Source organism: Rhizomonospora bruguierae, assembly GCF_018397995.1.
GTDB lineage: Bacteria > Actinomycetota > Actinomycetes > Mycobacteriales > Micromonosporaceae > Rhizomonospora > Rhizomonospora bruguierae.
Genome location: NZ_BBQH01000017.1, coordinates 186,994 through 205,909, shown reverse-complemented (window position 1 = coordinate 205,909; position 18,916 = coordinate 186,994). Strand labels below are relative to the sequence as shown.

The following is an 18,916-nucleotide window of genomic DNA, read 5'->3' as shown; positions in this document are numbered from 1 at the left end:
ACTGCTCCAGACTACCCGCTCGATTTTCCCGCTGCAAACCGGGCTCCCCGGTTCGCAACGATCGCACGGGACCTCGTTTTCTGGCACACGACAAACTCACGCTCGTCGCGGGCTAGGAAGAGGCTCGACGGGCCGGCCGTCCGGAGATCTGATCTCCTAGCTCGTCCGGTTCCCCACCGATTCTGCCCCGCTGGGGTTGACCGGCCTTCATGTCCGGTCTCCCGTGGGGCAGAGAGAAAGTTACGTCGTTGTCATGCCGATCGTCAAATCGGCGCGCCATGGTCCCGATCACATCGCTGGACGAGGTCTTGACCGGCGCGCCTCCGCGTTACAACCACGCCCTCTGCTATCGCGCGTAGGGAGGGCCGCCACTCCGGTACACGGTTGCGCCCGGCCCCGGCGTCTGGGAAACACGCTGACTTCACGGCACCCGCAGCCGGTGCCCCCAGCCGGCGGCCGCGACGGATACCGGCCGTCACGGCCAGCCGCTGCCGGCTGGCCGGTGTGGGCGCTGGAGCGGGTGGGGGCTGGGAGATCTTGGTACCGATCTGGCCAGAAAAACGGCGTGTCGTACCAAGATGCACGGGTGGGCCGCACAGGAGGCTGGGCTACGCGGGAGCAACGGCGCGGGAGGCGTGGGCGGCCAGACCAAGTCGAGCCTCGCTTCTGGCCTGCGGCGCCAGCGACAAAGTCCGAAAAAGCGCGAAGCCGGGTCGGTGCGGCCGTACCACCGGCGAGAAGCCCGGTCGGTGCGGCCGTACCCCCTGAGATAGCCACCAACGAGTCCAGGATCAGCCCTGGCGGTTGGGGTGGTGGTCAGCGCCGCCGTGCCGCGCGGGGCGGCACGGCGACGCTGCCGTCAGCCGTTGTGCTTCTGCTGGCAGGGCACGCAGAAGCGGGCCTGCGGCAGCACCTCAAGCCGCTCGACCGGGATCGCGGTCTCACACTTCTCGCACTGCCCGTAGGTACCGTCGTCGATGCGCTTGAGCGCCGCACCGATCTGCTCGAGAGTGTTCCGGGTGGTGGCGAGCATGGCGCTGTGGGTGTGCGCGTCCCCCGGGTCACCGGTGTCCGCGGTGAGTTCGCTGAGTTCCCTGAGGCGCGCCGTCTGGGTGGTGAAGTCCTGGGTCAGGCTGCCGCGCAGGTCGGCGAGCCAACGCTGCCGGGCGGTATCGGTATCGATGGTCATATCCTGTCCTGTGCAGGTCGGGGCCGGGTGGCGAGCCGGGCCGAGGAAAAGCCGGATAAAGAAAAAGGGCCGAAGCTGTAAAGCTTCGCCCTGGCGTTCGTCGTGAGAGGAACGCGTCCGCGGGCGGGCCCCGGCCGGTAGGGGTCGCCGGGCTCGGCAGCCCGCGCAAAGCATCGGCGGTGGCCGGCAGGTGGGCAGCCCGAACCGCCGTCGCGGCAGCGACGGCGGGTGGACACATCATCACCAGCGGCATCCGACAACCATAGGTGGCCGAACCGGGAATGCCAAAGAGATAGCCGACCTACTCCACCGTCAGAGTCTGGATCGTGAGCGTGACCTTCGGCTTGCCGCCACCGGCCTCGATGGATCCGTCGTCGCCGCCCTCGGCGACCCGGTCGACCACGTCCAGTCCGGAGGTGACCCGGCCGAAGGGGGTGTAGTCCGGGTCGAGCGGGCTGTCCCGGAACACGATGAAGAACTGGCTGCCGTTGGTGCCCGGGCCGGCGTTGGCCATCGCCACGACGCCACGGGTGTACCGCGCGCCGTTCAGGTTCTCATCCGCGAAGCGGTAGTCCGGGCCGCCCGCTCCGGTGCCGCCCGGGTCGCCACACTGGAGGATGAAGATCGAGGTGGTGACCAGGCGGTGGCAGTCGGTCCGGTCGAAGAACTTCCGGTCCGCGAGGTGCTGGAAGCTCGCCACGGTGCAGGGGGTGGCCCGGCGGTCCATTGTGACCGTGATGGTGCCGAGGTTCGTCGTGAGCCGCATCGTCGCGGCGCCGGTGTCCGGGGCGCGGTCGAAGGCGGGCAGGCCGACCGCCTTGGCGTCCGGGCCCGGCGCTTCGGTGGCGCCGCACGACCGCGCGGACAGGGGCGGGGTCGCGGACCCTCCCGTGCCCGAGTCGTTGCCGCCGGCGCGCAGGTAGTAGACGGCTCCCGCGACGCCAACGCCACACACGCACAGCAGTAGCGCGACGGCACCGGCGACGAGGCCGATGATGAGCCCGCGTCGGCTACCGGGGCGCTGCGGAGATTCCGGCGTTTGCGACGGAGAGTACTGGTCGGGGCGGTACGGCGGCACCGAGGAGGGCTGGCTCACCTGGACAGGGTAGCGACCCGATCAAGGTGGGCAGTCCACCGCGGAAGGCGTCGATGGCGGGCACAAAGCCGCCAACCGTCCCACGAGCGGTGGAGGAAGGGGCGACGGGACTACCGTGGTGCGGCGACGCCGGACGGGTGCGGCACGGTATGGGGCGCGTCGCTGGCGGTCGCCCAGCGACCCAACCACACGTCGATCACCCCGCCGAGCCGGGACAGCCGGTCGCTCCACGCCTGCAGTTCGCCGAGCCCCTTCGCGGTCAACTCGTACCGCCGCCGCGCCGGACCGGAGCGGGCGGTCTCCCAGACCGACACGACCGCCCGCCCGCTCTCCATCCCGCGCAGCATCCGGTAGACCTGCCCCGGCTCGATATCGGGGACGCCGAGGTCGCAGAGCCGCTCGATCAGGTCGTACCCGTGGCTTGGCCGCTCGAAGATCAACAGCAGCAGAAGCGGGTGCAGCAGGGCGCGCAGTTCGTTTCCGCGCATGGGCATCCTCCGGCCGTGGACAGGGCGGACGCGGTATTCCCGCCGCCCTGCGGGGGCAAACGGCAGGGCCGCCCGGCCCGGCGCGATGTCGTCCCTTGGGCGTACGGCGGCGGCGCGGGCCGGCGGCGCTGCTCAAGGGCTGGTTCGACCGCGTGTGGACGATGGGCTTCGCCTACCGGCGCGCGGCCCGCAAGGCGCTCGTGTTGTGCACGGCCGGGTACGACATCGACGAGTTCACCTCGTCCGGTTGCTAGCAGGCGATGAAGACCGTCATGCTCACCGACCGCATCGGCGGGCGTGGTCGAGCGAGTTCCTCGTGTTCGGCGGTTCGGTGCTGCGCGACGGCGAGAGCGGAGCCGGGCCCGAGCGCTGGGCGGCCGTCAGTGCCGGGCACCTGGCACGGGCGGCCGAGCTGGCGCGGACGATCTGAGGGCGCCGGTCACGAGCGGAGTTCGTTGATCTTGTCGCGGGCGACGGTCGCGAGCGTCGCCACCTTGTGCGGCTGCCCGCGCAGGAACGCCTCGGTGAAGTTCTTGGCCTGGTCGTAGGAGACCTTGCCGGGCATCGGCGGCTCGTTGGGGTTCACATCGCAGTCGACCAGCGCCGGACCGGGGTGCGCCAGCGCCGCGCGGACCGCCTCCGCCACCTTCCTCGGCTTGGTCACCTTCACCCCGTACGCCCCGCAGCCGCGCGCCCACTGCGAGAAGTCCGCCTCCGGCTGCTGGTGCCGCACCGCGTACTCGGGGTAGCCCAGGATGATCTGCTCCCAGAGGATCTGCCCGTACGCGTTGTTGTTGTTGATCACCACCTTGATCGGTAGCTCATGGCGGACCGCGGTGAGGAACTCGGCCATCAGCATGGCGAAGCCGCCGTCGCCGACGAACGCGATGACCTGCCGGTCCGGGTACGCGTGCTGCATCGCGATCGCGTACGGCAGGCCCGGCGCCATGGTCGCCAGGTTGCCGGAGAGGTAGAACTGCCGGTTGCCGCGGATCGTCCAGTGCCGGGCCGCCCAGGTGGCGATGGTCCCCGAGTCGCAGGTCAGGATCGCGTCGTCGGTCGCGGCCTGGTCGACGCAGCCCACCAGGTACTGGGGCGCCACCGGATCCCGCTGCGGATCCTCCAGGGACCGCATGTCCGACCGCCACTCGTCCATCGCCCGGCGGTACTTGGCGAGGAAGCTGCCATCGGACCCGTCCAGCATCGGGGCCAGGGCGGCGAGGCCCGCCTTCGCCGTGGCCGTGACGGGCGCCTCCACCGGCAGCCGCAGCCCGATCAGCGTGGGGTCGACGTCGATCTGCACCACCCGCGCCTTGCCGGGCTGGGGCAGGTACTTCCCGTACGGGAAGGAGGTGCCGACCATCAGCAAGGTATCGCACTCCTCCATCAGTTCCTCGCTCGGCTTCGTGCCGAGCAGACCCAGCCCACCGGTGGTCAGCGGGTGGTCGTCCGGCAGCACCGCCTTGCCGGGCAGGGTCTTCACGACCGGCGCGCCGAGGCGCTCGCCGACCGCGATCACCTCGTCCCGGGCGTTCAGCGCGCCGGCGCCGACGAGCATCGCCGGCCGCCGCGCCGCGTTCAGCACCTCGGCGGCCTTGCGCAGCTCGGCCTCGGCCGGCGGCATCGCCGGCATGCTGACCGTCGGCAGGCTCGCCGGCGGCTTGCCGGGGGCGACGTGCTGGTACGGGTCCTGCTCGACCGGCGCGACCTGGATGTCGTTCGGGAAGGTCAGGTGCGAGACGGTCCGCTTGGTGAGCGCGTTGCGGATCGCCAGGTCGACCACCCCCGGCATCTGCTGCGGGTTGGTCACCATCAGGTTGTACGAGGCCAGGTCCTCGTACAGCCGGTCGACGTGCACCTCCTGTTGGTATTGGCTGCCCAGCACCGAGGTCTCCTGCATGCCGGTGATGGCCAGCACGGGCACGTGGTCCAGCTTGGCGTCGTAGAGGCCGTTGAGCAGGTGGATGGCGCCCGGACCGGAGGTCGCGCAGCACACGCCGAGCCGCCCGGTGGCCTTGGCGTACCCGGTGGCCATGAAAGCCGCCGCCTCCTCGTGGTGCACCAGCACGAACCGCAGCTTGTCCCGGTGCCGGCGGAAGCCCTCCATCAGGCCGTTGATCCCGTCCCCGGGCAACCCGAACACCGTGTCGACGCCCCACTCCACCAGCCGCCTGGCCAGGCTGTCCCCGACGATCTCCTGCATCCGGCGCACCTCTCCTCTGGTCAGGCTGTCCCGGCCGCGTACCCGGCACGTGGCCCGGGAAACATCGGTCGCACCCCTAACGCGGTGCCGCGCGCCTTCTCGGACGACTTCGCGGGCACCGGCAACTAACCGGTGCCCCGACGGGTATGCCGCCACGGTGGCGAGCACGAGGCCGCTCCGCGAGTGGACGGCCGGGCGGGTCCGGCGGCTCGCGCGGCGGCGTCCGACGGCTGCCGCCGCGGTCCGCGATCGGCTGCGCTACCTGCGGCTGAACCTGATCATCGCGGCGCAGGCCGGGCTGGCCGCCGCGCTGGCCTGGTACATCTCGCGCACCCTGCTTAATGTCGCCGAACCGGTGTTCGCGCCCATCACCGCCGTCGGCACGATCGTGTCCTCGGTGGGGCAGCGGCTGCGCCGCAGCGTCCAACTGGTCATCGGGGTCGGGGTCGGCATCGCCGCCGGTGACCTGCTCATGACCCGGATCGGCACCGGGGCCTGGCAGGTCGCGCTCATCGTCGTTCTCGCCGTCGCCGTCTCGCTGGCCGTGCAGGGCGGCACGAACGTGGCCGTGCAGGCCGGCAGCACCGCCGTGCTGGTGGCCACCCTCGCCCCGGTGGGGCGCAGCCTGGAACTGCCGCGCTTCATCAACGCGGTGGTCGGCGGCGCCGTCGGAATCATCGTGATCACGGCGGTGCTGCCACCCAACCCGCTGCGCCAGGTGGAGCGTGCCGCCGAACCGCTCCTGCTGGGCCTGTGCGGGAACCTGCGGGCGGCCGCCCGGGGGTTGGCGGAGCGGAACGTGGGCGCCGTCCAGGCGGCGATGGACCGGACGCAGGGCCTGAATCAGGAGCAGGACAACGTCCGCAACGTCCTGGCGGGCGCCCGCGAGGTGGCCACCCTCGCGCCGCTGCGGCGGCGCCGGCGGCGGACCGTGCTCCGCTACCAGGCGGGCTTCGCGCACATCGAGCGGGTGATGGGTACGGTCGGCGGCCTGATCCGGCGGTCCGCCACGGTGGTGTCCGACGGGGAGCCGGTGCCGCGCCAGTTGCCGGAGGCGCTCACCCAGCTCGCGGACGCCATCGGGCAACTGCACCGCGACGTCCGGGCCCGCGGCCCGGCGGTGCGCACGCGTGAACGCGCGCTGGGGGCGGTGCGCACGGCGGGCGGCGCGTACGCCGAGGATGTCGGCTTCTCCGGGCAGGTGGTGGTGGCCCAGGTCCGCACCGCGGTCCACGATCTGCTCCAGGCCACCGGGCTGCCGTGGGACGAGGCGAACCGGATGATCCGTGAGGCCGCGGGCCGGCGGGTCGCCGGCACGCCCCGCCCGCAGCCGCCCAGGCCGTGACGGGCCGGTTGGATGACCGCTGCCGGGGCGCTCAGCCGCGCCACTGGGCCGCCACGCCGCAGCGCTCAGCCGCGCCACTGGGGCGCTGGCAATCACCAGCGCCGGCTCAGGGCAGCGGCCACGGCGCCCACCGTTACCGCCGGCGCAGGCCCAGGGCGATGGCCGCCGCGCCCGCCGCGCCGGCGCCCGCCGCGGCCAGCAGGCCGTGGTGTTGCGAGGCCCAGAGCTGGGCGCTGCGGTGCTTGGCCCGGTCGTCGAATTCGCCGTGCGCACCGAAGTCGTGGCCGCGCCCGGCACCGCCGCCGCCGTCGTCCGCGGGCCGCCAGAGGTTCTCCGGCCGGTCCGGCGCCGCCGGCTGCGAGGTCTGCTGCGACGAGTACCCGGTGCGCGCCAGGTACCGGTCGAGCAGCCCCGGTACCACGGCGTTCGCGAGCAGGGTGGCCGTGGTGGACCCGCCCACCCAGTACTCGCGGCGGCGCGGGTGGTCGGCGGCGTAGCAGACGGCCCGGGCCGCCAGCTCCGGCGTGTAGATGGGCGGCACCGGCTGCGGGTGCCCGGACAGGCGGGACAGCACCCAACTGAACTGGGGCGTGTTGACCGCCGGCAGCTGCACCATCGTGACCCGGACCCGGCTGCGGTCGTGCAGCAGCTCGCAGCGCAGCGACTCGGTGAAGCCCTGGATCGCGTGCTTCGCCGCGCAGTAGGCGCTCTGCAGCGGGATGCCGCGGTACGCCAGGGTCGAGCCGACCTGCACCACGGCGCCCCGGTCCCGGGGCAGCATCCGGGTCAGGGCGGCGCGGGTGCCGTGCACGTAGCCCAGGCAGGTGACCTGGATGGTGCGGGCGAACTCCTCCGGCCGGGTGTCCATGAACGGCGCGAACACGGTGGAGAAGGCGTCGTTGACCCACACGTCGATCGGGCCGAGTTCCCGCTCGGCGCGCTGCGCCGCCGCGTCCACCTGGGCGAAGTCCGCCATGTCGGTCTCGATCGGCAGCGCCCGGCCGCCCGCGGCGCGCACCTCGTCCGCCGCTGCCGCCAGCCCGGCGATGCCCCGCGCCAGCAGGGCCACCGAGTCACCGCGGGCGGCCACCCGCCGGACCACGGCCCGCCCGATACCGGCGGAGGCCCCGGTGACCACCCACACCCGGTGCTTCCTACGTCGTCGTCTCATCGTGGTTCATCCCCCTCCGGATAGGGGTAGCCCCGCAGGCCACCGGCAAACCCGCCGACCCGGCTCAGCAACCGGGTAGCTCGCTGACCGGCGGCGGCACCGCACCCCGGTCCGGCTGCGCGTACAGGGCGCGCAGCGCCAGGCGTACGGCGGCGGAGCGGACGGGGTGGCGCAGCCCCGCGTGCAGCAGGGCGGCCCGCGCCGCGTTGCCGCCCGGTCCACCGTGGACACCGCCGCCCGGGTGGGCGCCCGCACCGGACAGGTAGAGGCCGCGGATCGGCGTCTCGGCCCGGCCGAGCCCGGCCACCGGGCGGAAGACGAGTTCCTGGAACAGCTTCGTGGTGCCACCGTTGATGGCCCCGCGTACCAGGTTGCCGTTGGCGGCGCGGAGGCTGTCCGGCGTCTGCACCACCCGGTTGGTCACCAGGTCGCGGAAGCCGGGTGCGTGCCGTTCGATGTGCTCCTCCACCGCCTCCGCCTGCCGCCGCAGCGCGTCGGGGTCGCGGTCGAGGTTGCGGGGCAGGTGGGTGTAGGCCCAGATCACCTCCGTGCCGTCCGGTGACCGGGTGGCGTCGGTCGTCGTCATCTGCCCCAGGATGGTGAACGGGTTGTCCGGCCGGCGGCCGGTGGTCAGCGCGGCGGCGTACTCCGTGAGCCCGTCCATCCCGGCGCCCAGGTGCACGGTGCCCGCGTCGCTCACGTCGGCGCAGCGCCACGGTATCGGGCCGGAGAGCGCCCAGTTCAGCTTCAGCGTCGACGGGTCCCACGCGAAGCGCCGCAGGTCGGCGAGCAGGCGGCCGGGCAGGTGCGCCGCGCCGACCAGCTTGAGGTAGAGGGTCGGCGCGGCGACGTCGGCGAGCACCGCGCGCCGGGCCAGGACGACGGTGCCGCCGGCCGTGCGCACCCCGTGCGCCCGGCCGCCCCGCACCAGGACCCGCTCAACCGGCTCCCCGCAGCGCAGTTCGCCGCCGGCGGCGCGCAGCCGGCGGACCAGCGCGTTGATCAGCATGCCGGACCCGCCCCGCGGGACCGGGAAGCCGAGCCGCTGACCGGTCATGGCCATCAGCCAGCCGAAGATGGCGGTGCCCGGCTCCTCGGGTGCCATGTCGGAGTGCAGGGCGGTGCCGGCCAGCAGCAGCCGCGCCCCGTCGCCGCGGAACTGCTCCTCGCCGAAGCGCCGCACCGGCAGGACCGCGAAGCGGGCGAACCGGGCGGCGTCGGCGGGGCCGAGGCGGCGCAGCAGATCCAGGCCGGCGCGCACCGGCGGGAACGGCCGGAACAGGGCCTCCAACACCGCGTCGCCGGTGCGGTCCCAGCGGTGCACCAGGTCCCGCCAGGCGTCCCCGTCCCCGGCGGCGAAGGCGTCCACCGAGGCGGCGGTGCGATCGAGGTCGCGGGACATGACCACGGACCGGTCGTCGGGCGTCAGGTGCGCCAGCACCGCGGGCGCGTGCGACCACCGCAGGCCGTGCTCGGTCAGGTTCAGGTTCCGCAGGACCGGCGACGCGGCGGCGAGCGGGTAGAACGCGCTGAACAGGTCGGTGGTGTACCCGGTGCCGAGCAGGTCGGTGGAGCGCACGGCACCGCCCGGCGCCCGCTCGGCCTCCAGGACCAGCACGCTCCAGCCGGCGTCGGCCAGCAGGTTGGCCGCGACCAGGCCGTTGTGGCCAGCGCCGACCACCACGGCGTCGTACCGGGCGGGGCGTGCCCGCCGGCCGGTGCGCGCTCGTTGCGGCCTCACACCTGCCTGCTTCCCCCGATCCGGGTGGCGCACACGTCCGGCGCGGGTTTGCCGCCCGACCCGCCGGGTAGCCCCAGCCGACCACGATCGGGAGGGTGCGTATGGGCTTGCGGGAGACGTTCCTGCCCTGGCCGGTGCTGCGCCAGGCACGCGCGGTGGCGGGCCTGCCCGGCGCGGGACGGGGTGACCGCAGCGGCCGGGGCGACTCCGCCCGCTCGCGGGTCACCGACCGGCTCCAGCCCCGCACGAGCACCGCCGACCGGGTGGTGGCCAGCGTGTGCCCGTACTGCGCGGTCGGCTGCGGGCAGCTCGTGTACGTCAAGGACGAGCGGGTCGTGCAGATCGAGGGGGACCCGGCCTCGCCGGTCAGCCGGGGACGGCTGTGCCCGAAGGGCGCCGCGACCAAGCAACTGGTCACCAATCCCCGGCGCCAGACGCGGGTGCGGTATCGCCGCCCGTACGGCACCGACTGGGAGGACCTGGACCTGGACACGGCGATGGACATGATCGCCGACCGGGTACTCGCCACCCGCGACGCGACCTGGACCGACGAGGACTCCCAGGGTCGCCGGGTGCGCCGCACGATGGGCTTCGCGGCGCTGGGCGGCGCCACCCTCGACAACGAGGAGAACTACCTGATCAAGAAGCTCGGCACCGCCCTGGGCGCCGTGCAGATCGAGAACCAGGCCCGGATTTGACACTCCTCCACCGTCCCCGGTCTGGGGACCTCGTTCGGGCGGGGTGGCGCGACGACGTTCCAGCAGGATCTGCAGAACTCGGACTGCATCGTGGTGCAGGGCTCGAACATGGCCGAGTGCCACCCGGTGGGCTTCCAGTGGGTGATGGCGGCGAAGGCGCGCGGCGCCACGCTGATCCACGTCGATCCGCGGCTGACCCGCACCGGCGCGCTGGCCGACCTGCACGTGCCGCTACGCGCCGGTACCGACATCGCGCTGCTGGGCGGGCTCATCAACTATGTGCTCTGCAACGGGCTGGAGTTCCGCGAGTACGTGGTGGCCTACACCAACGCGGCGACGATCATCGGTGAGCAGTTCCGGGACACCGAGGATCTGGACGGGTTGTTCTCCGGCTGGCAGGACGACAAGGCCGGCTACGCCACGGACAGCTGGCAGTACGAGGGCACCAGCGTGGCCAGCTCGGCGGGCAAGCGGGAGCGGGGCACCCGGGCGCGGCACGACGGGCAGGGCCGCTCGCACGAGCGGCAGGCGACCGGCCGGGGCCACGAGCACGGCAGCCACGGCGCCGCCCTGTCGGACCTGAGCAACATCCGGCGTGACGAGACCCTCCGGCACCCGCGCTGCGTGTTCCAGCTCCTGAAACGCCACTACAGCCGGTACACCCCGGAGATGGTGGCCCGCGTCTGCGGCATCCCGGTCGACGTGTTCCTGCAGCTGGCCCGGATGGTGACGGACAACTCCACCCGGGACCGCACCACCGCCTGGGCGTACGCGGTGGGCTGGACGCAGCACACCGTCGGCGTGCAGTACATCCGGGCCGCGTCGGTGCTGCAACTGCTGCTGGGCAACATCGGCCGGCCCGGCGGGGGGATCCTCGCCCTGCGCGGCCACGCCAGCATCCAGGGCAGCACCGACATCCCCACGCTGTACGACCTGCTGCCCGGCTACCTGCCGATGCCGCACCCGGACGCGCACGGCAGCCTCGACGAGTACGTCGCCGACGACTCCGCGGACACCGGGTACTGGGGCAACATGCGGGCGTACACGGTCAGCCTGCTCAAGGCGTACTGGGGCGAGGCGGCCACGGCGGACAACGACTACTGCTTCGACTACCTGCCCCGCATCACCGGCGACCACAGCACCTACCAGACGGTGAAGGCGCAACTGGACGGTTCCTGCAAGGGGTACTTCCTCAACGGTGAGAACCCGGCGGTCGGCTCGGCCAACGCCAAGGCGCAGCGGCTGGGCATGGCCAACCTCGACTGGCTGGTGGTGCGGGACTTCGCGCTCATCGAGAGCGCCACCTGGTGGCGGGACGGGCCGGAGGTGGAGTCCGGCGAGCTGCGGCCGGAGACCGTCGGCACGGAGGTGTTCTTCCTGCCGGCCGCCGCGCACACCGAGAAGGACGGCAGCTTCACCAACACCCAGCGGATGCTCCAGTGGCACCACGCGGCCGTCGACCCGCCCGGCGACGCGCGCAGCGACCTGTGGTTCTGGTTCCACCTGGGCCGGCGGATCCGGGCGAAGCTGGCGGGCTCCACCGCCGAGCGGGACCGCCCGATCCTCGACCTCACCTGGGACTACCCGACCTCGGGCGAGCACGCCGAGCCCAGCGCGGAGGCGGTGTTGCGGGAGATCAACGGCCGGGCGGCGGACGGCACCTGCCTCTCCTCCTACCAGCAGCTGACGGACGACGGCGCCACCGCGTGCGGCTGCTGGATCTACTGTGGAGCGTACGCGGACGGGGTCAACCAGGCGGCGCGGCGCAAGCCGCACACCGAACAGAACTGGGTGGCGCCCGAGTGGGGCTGGGCCTGGCCGGCCAACCGGCGGCTGCTCTACAACCGCGCCTCGGCCGACCCCGAGGGCCGGCCGTGGAGCGAGCGCAAGGCGTACGTCTGGTGGGACGAGGGCAAGGGCCGGTGGACGGGGCACGACGTGCCGGACTTCCAGCCCACGAAGCGCCCCGACCACCGGCCGCCGCCCGGCGCCCGGCGCGAGGACGCGCTGTCCGGCATTGACCCGTTCATCATGCAGGCGGACGGGAAGGGCTGGCTGTACGTGCCGGCGGGCCTGTCGGACGGCCCGGTACCCACGCACTACGAGCCGCAGGAGTCGCCGGTGCCCAACCTGCTCTACGGCCAGCAGCACAACCCGGCGCGGCAGACGAGCCGCCGCACGGTGGACCCGTACCAGCCCAGCGGCGACGAGCCGGGCAGCGGGGTCTTCCCGTACGCGCTGACCACCTACCGGCTCACCGAGCACCACACGGCCGGCGGGATGAGCCGGTGGCTGCCGTACCTGTCCGAGTTGCAGCCGGAGATGTTCTGCGAGGTCTCCCCGGAACTGGCCCGGGAGGCCGGGCTGGAGCACCTCGGCTGGGCGACCGTGGTGACCGCCCGCGAGGCGATCGAGGCGCGGGTGCTGGTCACCGACCGGATGGTGCCGGTCCGGGTGCACGACCGGATCGTCCACCAGGTGGGCGTGCCGTACCACTGGGGCGGCAACGGCCTGACCACCGGCGACTCGGCCAACGAGCTGACGCACCTGAGCCTGGACCCGAACGTGCACATCCAGGAGACCAAGGCGCTCAGCTGCGACGTGCGGCCCGGGCGCCGGCCGCGGGGCGCGGACCGGATCGCCCTGGTCGAGGAGTACCGGCGCCGGGCCGGGATCACGGCCGAGACCGGTACCGCGCCCCGCACCGCCGCGTCACCGGGAGGGACGGCATGAGTGACGGCCTGCTGGAGCAGCCCACCGGGCGGCAGCGGATGGGGTTCTTCACCGACACGTCCATCTGCATCGGCTGCAAGGCGTGCGAGGTGGCGTGCAAGGAGTGGAACCAGGTCCCGGACGACGGCCTGTCCCTGCTGGGCATGTCCTACGACAACACCGGCATGCTCGGCGCGGACACCTGGCGGCACGTGGCCTTCATCGAGCAGGACCGGCCGCTCGGCCGGCAGAACAACAGCGTGACGGTGATGCCGACCGGGCCGTCCGGGACCGCGTCGACCGCCGCCGTGGTGGCGGCCGGGCTGGGCGACAAGCACGGTTCGATGCTGGGCACCCAGACCGGCCGGGTACACCCCGGCCCGCAGCCGCACGCCACGCCGGACGGCCACGTGAGCCCCGGCGGGCGCACCGAACTGCGCTGGCTGATGGCCAGCGACGTGTGCAAGCACTGCACCCACGCGGCCTGCCTCGACGTGTGCCCCACCGGCAGTCTCATCCGCACCGAGTTCGGCACCGTCGTGGTGCAGGAGGACATCTGCAACGGCTGCGGGTACTGCGTGCCCGCCTGCCCGTACGGCGTCATCGACCGGCGGGAACGGGACGGGCGGGTGTGGAAGTGCACCCTGTGCTACGACCGGATGACCGACGGGCAGGAGCCGGCCTGCGCCAAGGCGTGCCCGACCGACTCCATCCAGTTCGGACCGCTCGACGAACTTCGCGAGCGCGCGGCGCGCCGGGTGGAGCAGTTGCACGGGGTCGGGATGCCCGAGGCCCGGCTCTACGGGGCCGACCCGGACGACGGGGTGGGCGGCACCGGCGCGTTCTTCCTGCTGCTCGACGAGCCCGAGGTGTACGGCTTCCCGCCCGACCCGGTGGTCACCACGCGGGACCTGCCCCGCATGTGGCGGCACGCCGCGCTGGCGGCGGCCGGCGTGGCGGCCACCGTCCTGGCCGCGTTCGTCACCGGCGCCCGGCGATGACCCGCCACGAGGTCCGCCGCGACGGGCTGCGTGACGAGACGCCGGAGCGGGAGGCGCTGATCGGCGCGAAGGGCGGGCGGCGGCCCGGACGCGGCGGCGAGATGGTGCCGCCGGCCGAATTCCGCTCGTACTACGGGCGGTCGGTGCTGAAGCCGCCCGTGTGGTCGGCCCGGGACATCGCCGGGTACCTGTTCCTGGGCGGCGTGGCGGGCGGTGCGGCCCTGCTCGCGGCCGGCGGGGACCTGACCGGCCGCGGGTCCATGCGCCGGGCGGGGCGGCTGATCTCGGCCGGGGCGACCGGGCTGGGGCTGGCCGCCCTGATCCACGACCTCGGCCGGCCGGCGCGCTTCGCGCACATGCTGCGGGTGCTCAAGCCCACCTCGCCCATGTCCGTCGGCACCTGGCTGCTCGGCGGCTTCGGCCCGCTCGTCGGGGCCGCGGCCGCGGCGGAGCTCGTCGGGGCGGCGACCGCGGCGGGGGTGTCCGGCGCGCTGCCGCCGTCCGCGGGCGCCGCGGTCCGGGCGCTGGGCCGGTCGAGCGGGCTGGCGGCGAGCCTGGTCGCGCCCGCCCTCACCACCTACACGGGCGTGCTGATCGCCAACACCGCGGTGCCGCTGTGGCACGACGCCCACCGCGAACTGCCGTACCTGTTCGGGGCCAGCGCGCTGGCCGGGGCCGGTGGGCTGGTGGCGGCCTCGACGGCGGTGGACGAGGCGGGTCCGGCCCGCGCCGCCGGGATCGCCGGTGTGCTGATGGAGCAGGCCCTGGACCGCAGGATCCACAAGCGCCTCGGCATGGTGGCGGAGCCACTGGACCAGGGGTACCCGGGCCGGCTGATGCGCGCGTCCCGGCTGGCCGGTCGGGCCGGGGCGGTGCTGCTGGCCGGCTCGGCGCTGCGCCGCAGCAAGGCCCTGGACGTGGCCGGCGGGCTGGCACTGGCCGCCAGTTCGCTGCTGGCCCGCTTCGGCTACTTCCACGCCGGCAACGCCTCGGCGACCGACCCGCGGTACACGGTCGTGCCGCAGCGCGAGCGGGCCGACCGGGCCGGATCAGTCGGCGCGCAGCATCCGGCGGACCTCGGCGGCGGCCGGGGCGTCCGGGGCGAGGGTCAGGAACCGGCGTAGCGTCGCGGTGGCGGCCGGGGAGCCCTGCCCCCGCTGGGCCAGCCCGAGCAGCAGCACGGCGTTCGGGTCGTCGGGTGCGTTGCCGAGCACCCGGCGCACCGCCTTCTCCGCCTCCGCCGGCCGCTGCGAGCGCAGCAGCGTGAAGGCCAGGCGCAGGGTGGTCCGGTCGTCCGGCCGCTCGCGCAGCGCGTCCCGGTAGATCTGGGCGGCCTCGGCGTAGCGACCCTTGTCCTCCAGCGACCGGGCAAGCGTGACCAGCGTGGCCGCCCGATCGGCCACCGGCCGGGCGGGCGTCTCCTGTGGACGGTGCGACGGGCTGGCGAGGGCGACGGCCGCCACCAGCCCGACCACGCCGACGGCCGCCGCGTCCCAGGCCCGGCTGGCCCGCCGCCCTCCCCCACCGGGTCGCGCGCGTGCGGTGAACCGCTCCTCCCGCAGCTCACCGGGGTGCGCGCGAGCGGTGACACGGCCTGCACCGTGAGCTGCCGCCGGTCGGCCACCATCCCGCGGCTCACCGGGGTGCGTGCGAGCGGTGACACGGGCTGCCGGGGCGGCCCGCCGCCGGCGGGCCCGGATGGCGAACGCCAGCGCGGCAGCGGCCACGCACCCCGGCACGACCCACAGCACGACGCCCAGCCCGCCCGGCGGCGGCTCGGCCAGCACCGCCGGGCCGTACCGCTCCACGAACCACTGCCGCACCTGCGCGCCGGTGCGGCCGGCGGCCAGTTGCTCCGCGATGGTGTCGCGCATTGCGGCCGCCATCGGTGACTGCGACTGGGCGACGGTCTCGCCCTGGCACGAGGGGCACAGCAGGCTCGCGGCGACGGTGGCGGGGGTCTCCGGCTGCGGGCGTACCGAGCGCCAGGCGGCCGCCCCGGCGGCGAGCAGCAGCAGGGCCAGCACGGCCAGGGCGGCCAGCCGGCGGAGCCTCACGGTGCCGACCGGTCAGCCAGCAGCGGCGGTATCCACCGCTGCAACCAGGCGGCGTCCACCGCGCCCCGGACCCACAGCCGGACCCGCCCGGAGCGGTCCACCACGAAGGTCTCCGGGACGCCCCGCGCTCCCCACGCCACCGCGAGCGTCCCCTGTGGGTCGACGATCGTCGGCAGGCCACGCGCCCCAACCTCCGCCAGCAGCCCGCGCGCCGATTCGGGGTTGTCGCGCATGTCGATGCCGACGACGGACAGCCCCTGCCCGCCCCAGCGGCGTTCGGCCAGCGCCAGCGCGGGCAACTCCTGGCGGCAGGGCCCGCACCAGGAGGCCCACACGTTGACCAGGACCACGCGCCCGCGCAGCGTCGCCGCGTCGAACCCGTCGCCGGCCAGCGTCCGCCCGGCCAGCGGCGGCGCGGGATCGTCCCGCACGACGGTGGCCGGGCCGGCGGCGGCTTCCGGTGCGGTCGGGTCCTGTCCGGCGGTGGACCGGACGCCAGCGGCCAGCATCGCACCCAACCCGGCCAGGACGAGCACCGCCGCGACCGACCAGAGCAGCCGCCTGCGCACCGGCCGGCGCCGCCGGTCCCCTTCGCCGCCCTCCACCGCCGGGCACCGGCGGCTCGCCGCCTTCGCCCAGGTCGACGCGACCCTGCGGCCGGTCACGCCGAGCCCACCGCCGCCGGCCGCCGGTCGACCCGCGCCGGGCGGACGCCGCGGCGCCGGGCGACGACCCGGCCGGCCGCCGCCAGCAGGCCACCCGCAGCCGCCGTCGCACCGCCCAGCCAGACCAGGCCGACCAGCGGGTTGACCGCCAGCCGGACCGTCGCCCCGGTGCCGTCCTCCGCCGCACCCAGCACGGTCGCGTACACGTCACGGGCCGGCCCGGAACGGATGGCCGGCACGCTGACCGTCATGTCCCGCGCTGGGTAGTACCGCAGGGACGGCTCCATCGTGCCGCCGCCCGCGACGGCCAGCCTGAGCCTCGCAACCATGCCGCCGCCCCGCGCGCCGCGCTCCACCCCGAGCAGGCGGACGGTGACGCCACCCGCGTGTACCTCCTGGCCCACCGTCACCTGCCGCTCGCTGGCGACGGTGTAGACGGACGACGCGGCGGCGCCCACCGCGAGGATCGCGAAACCGGCGTGGGCGAGCAGCCCGGCGGAGGCCAGCAGCCGGCGCGCGCCGCGCCGCCAGGCACCCGTCGCCTCGGCGCCGGCCGTCGCCACGGCGTCGTTTGCCACGCCGGCGTTCCCGGCAGCGGCCGTCGCCACAGCGGCCGTCGTCACAGCGGCCGTCGCCACGGCGGCCTTTCCGGCAGCGGCCTCCGCTACGGCGGCCTTCGCGGCAGCGGCCCTCGGCTTCGCGGCAGCGGCCTTCGCGACGGTGGATTGGATGAGGCCGGCGAGGACGGACGCGGCGAGGGCGAACGCCGCCAGCGCGGTCAGGCCGGGCCGGCTGAGCAGCCCCACGACGGCCGCGGTGCCCAGCCCGGCCGCGGCGGGCAGCCGCAGCGCCCGGGCGTCCGGTGCCCGATCCGGCCGCAGGAACGGCGCGAGCGCCATCAGCAGCAGCACGACCAGGGCGACGGGGAGCGCCGCGCGGTTGAAGTAGCCCGGCCCCACCGCCGCGCGGCTGCCCCGCACCGCCTGGGCCAGCAACGGGAACAGCGTGCCGGTGAGCACGACGGCGGTGAGCACGACCATCAGCACGGCGTTGCCCAGCAGGGCCGAGTCGCGGGCCAGCAGCGGGCCGCCCGGCGCGGCGGACCGGAACGCACCGGAGCGCCACACCGCGAGCCCCAGCACGGCCGCCGCGGCGAGCAGCACGAAGCCGAGCAGCATCGGCCCGAGCGGCGACGCGGTGAACGCGTGCACGCTGGCGACCGCGCCGGACCGGGTCAGGAACGTGCCGAGCAGGACCAGCAGGAACGTGCTGCCGGCCAGGGCCACGCTCCACGCCGACAGGCCGGTGGCGCCCGGGGCCACCCGGCGGGCCAGCAACGTGTGCAGCAGCGCGGTGGCGGTCAGCCAGGGCAGCAGGGAGGCGTTCTCCACCGGGTCCCAGGCCCAGTAGCCGCCCCAGCCGAGCACGGCGTACGACCACCAGGCGCCGAGGACGATGCCGGCGGTCAGCAGCGACCAGGCGACCAGGGTCCACCGGCGCAACACGGCGACCGACACCCGGTCGGCGCGCCCGGCCAGCAGGGCGGCCAGGGCGTACCCGAACGGCACCACCAGGCCGATGTACCCGGCGTACAGCACCGGCGGGTGCAGCCCCATCGCGGCGTGGTCCCGCAGCAGCGGATTCGGGCCCGGCCCGTCCGCCGGGGCTGGATCCACGGTGGTGAACGGGTTCGCGGCGAAGAACGTCAGGGCGAAGAAGAACACGGTCACCGCGCCGATAACCGCCATCGCCCAGGGCCGCAGGAGACCGGCGCGCTCGTCGCGGCGCAGCGCGAGCAGCAGCGCGCAGCCGGCCAGGATCACCAGCCACAGCAGCAGCGACCCGTCCAGCGCCGCCCACAGGCTGGTGACCGTGAAGTACAGCGGCACGTCCCGGGCGCCGTTCTCGGCCACGTACCGCACGCCGAAGTCGTGCCCGATCAGCGCCACCTCCAGCGCGACCACCGCCGCACCGGCCGCCGCCAGCGTGGCACCGGTGGCCACCCGCGCCGGCCGGGCGGGCACGCCCAGCAGTGCGACCCGCAGCCACAGCAGCGTCGACGCGACCGCGGCGACCAGCCCGGTGCCGAGTACCGCCGTACCGAACCGCCCGGTCACCGCGCCGCCCCGCCGTCCGCCGCCTCCCCCGGCCCGGCCGGGCGGTACTCGTTGCCGTGCTTGGCCATCACGGTGTCCGAACGGAACACGCCGTGCGCGTCGAGGACGCCCTCGACGACGGCGTCCTGCCCCTCCCGCACGGTCCCGGGCAGGCTCGCGGACTGCTCCACCGTGATCTCGGCGGCGCCGTCGCGCAGCAGGAACCGGGTCCGGCCGCCCTCGGAACGCAGCGAACCCGGTACCACCGTGCCGCCCAGGCGCACCCGTTGCCCGGCGGGCGCGGGATCGTGCAGGACCTCCGCGGGGGTGCGGTAGAACGTGAGCGTGCCCTGCATGCCGGCGGCCACGAGCAGGGCGGCGGCGGCGACCGCGACGGCCGCCACCAGCAGCCTGGCCCGGCGGGGCGTCACGGACGCCGCCCGGTCCACCAGGC

General features: G+C 74.5%; 15 protein-coding genes. 5 read left to right on the top strand and 10 right to left on the bottom strand.

Translation table 11 applies throughout. The features are described 5' to 3' along the window. Nucleotides 1-859: 859 nt before the first annotated feature. From KJS59_RS09375 to KJS59_RS09365, 3 genes are all read right to left on the bottom strand, one after another. On the bottom strand, nt 860-1,189 hold the full coding sequence (locus KJS59_RS09375; protein ID WP_213452110.1) for a TraR/DksA family transcriptional regulator: 330 nt from the start codon (nt 1,187-1,189) through the stop codon (nt 860-862). Nucleotides 1,190-1,490: 301 nt separating this feature from the next. After that, complete coding sequence (locus tag KJS59_RS09370; RefSeq protein WP_213452108.1) at nt 1,491-2,285, bottom strand: peptidylprolyl isomerase; 795 nt, start codon at nt 2,283-2,285, stop codon at nt 1,491-1,493. 110 nt (nt 2,286-2,395) lie between these two features. Then, nucleotides 2,396-2,773, bottom strand: coding sequence for a PadR family transcriptional regulator (locus KJS59_RS09365; protein ID WP_213452106.1), 378 nt, complete (start codon nt 2,771-2,773; stop codon nt 2,396-2,398). A 95-nt stretch (nt 2,774-2,868) separates the two neighbouring features. Between KJS59_RS09365 and KJS59_RS09360 the strand changes: the two genes are divergently transcribed. Beyond that, complete coding sequence (locus tag KJS59_RS09360) at nt 2,869-3,027, top strand: NAD(P)H-dependent oxidoreductase (protein ID WP_213452104.1); 159 nt, start codon at nt 2,869-2,871, stop codon at nt 3,025-3,027. 185 nt (nt 3,028-3,212) lie between these two features. Here KJS59_RS09360 and KJS59_RS09355 read toward each other — a convergent pair whose 3' ends face one another. After that, nucleotides 3,213-4,976, bottom strand: coding sequence for a thiamine pyrophosphate-dependent enzyme (locus KJS59_RS09355; protein WP_249713998.1), 1,764 nt, complete (start codon nt 4,974-4,976; stop codon nt 3,213-3,215). Between the two features lie 157 nt (nt 4,977-5,133). Here KJS59_RS09355 and KJS59_RS09350 point away from each other — a divergent pair, with 157 nt between their 5' ends. Continuing rightward, nucleotides 5,134-6,321, top strand: a complete 1,188-nt coding sequence (locus tag KJS59_RS09350; RefSeq protein WP_213452102.1) for an FUSC family protein — start codon at nt 5,134-5,136, stop codon at nt 6,319-6,321. 133 nt (nt 6,322-6,454) lie between these two features. On the opposite strand, the gene KJS59_RS09345 is transcribed toward KJS59_RS09350, so the two are convergent. After that, nucleotides 6,455-7,492, bottom strand: a complete 1,038-nt coding sequence (locus KJS59_RS09345) for an SDR family oxidoreductase (RefSeq protein WP_213452100.1) — start codon at nt 7,490-7,492, stop codon at nt 6,455-6,457. 64 nt (nt 7,493-7,556) lie between these two features. Then, complete coding sequence (locus KJS59_RS09340) at nt 7,557-9,233, bottom strand: phytoene desaturase family protein (RefSeq protein WP_213452098.1); 1,677 nt, start codon at nt 9,231-9,233, stop codon at nt 7,557-7,559. Between the two features lie 101 nt (nt 9,234-9,334). Here KJS59_RS09340 and fdh point away from each other — a divergent pair, with 101 nt between their 5' ends. The 3 genes from fdh to nrfD are packed head-to-tail and all read left to right on the top strand — an operon-like array spanning nt 9,335 to nt 14,768. Next, nucleotides 9,335-12,664, top strand: coding sequence for a formate dehydrogenase (fdh, locus tag KJS59_RS09335; protein ID WP_213452130.1), 3,330 nt, complete (start codon nt 9,335-9,337; stop codon nt 12,662-12,664). After that, nucleotides 12,661-13,644: a 4Fe-4S dicluster domain-containing protein gene (locus tag KJS59_RS09330; RefSeq protein WP_213452096.1), complete on the top strand. Its 984-nt coding sequence runs from the start codon at nt 12,661-12,663 to the stop codon at nt 13,642-13,644. The genes fdh and KJS59_RS09330 overlap by 4 nt, the downstream gene beginning before the upstream one ends. Further along, nucleotides 13,641-14,768: an NrfD/PsrC family molybdoenzyme membrane anchor subunit gene (nrfD, locus tag KJS59_RS09325; protein ID WP_249713997.1), complete on the top strand. Its 1,128-nt coding sequence runs from the start codon at nt 13,641-13,643 to the stop codon at nt 14,766-14,768. Before KJS59_RS09330 ends, nrfD begins: the two co-directional genes overlap by 4 nt. Here the strand turns inward: nrfD and KJS59_RS09320 are convergent. From KJS59_RS09320 to KJS59_RS09305, 4 genes are read right to left on the bottom strand one after another with little or no spacing between them, the layout of a single operon-like run. Continuing rightward, nucleotides 14,694-15,701, bottom strand: a complete 1,008-nt coding sequence (locus KJS59_RS09320; protein WP_213452095.1) for a cytochrome c-type biogenesis protein CcmH — start codon at nt 15,699-15,701, stop codon at nt 14,694-14,696. The two genes, nrfD and KJS59_RS09320, sit on opposite strands and share 75 nt — an antisense overlap. Continuing rightward, nucleotides 15,698-16,366: a TlpA family protein disulfide reductase gene (locus tag KJS59_RS09315; protein ID WP_213452094.1), complete on the bottom strand. Its 669-nt coding sequence runs from the start codon at nt 16,364-16,366 to the stop codon at nt 15,698-15,700. The genes KJS59_RS09320 and KJS59_RS09315 overlap by 4 nt, the downstream gene beginning before the upstream one ends. Next, on the bottom strand, nt 16,363-18,483 hold the full coding sequence (locus tag KJS59_RS09310) for a cytochrome c-type biogenesis CcmF C-terminal domain-containing protein (RefSeq protein WP_213452092.1): 2,121 nt from the start codon (nt 18,481-18,483) through the stop codon (nt 16,363-16,365). The genes KJS59_RS09315 and KJS59_RS09310 overlap by 4 nt, the downstream gene beginning before the upstream one ends. Then, nucleotides 18,480-18,893, bottom strand: coding sequence for a cytochrome c maturation protein CcmE (locus KJS59_RS09305; RefSeq protein WP_213452090.1), 414 nt, complete (start codon nt 18,891-18,893; stop codon nt 18,480-18,482). Before KJS59_RS09305 ends, KJS59_RS09310 begins: the two co-directional genes overlap by 4 nt. Between the last annotated feature and the right edge of the window lie 23 nt (nt 18,894-18,916).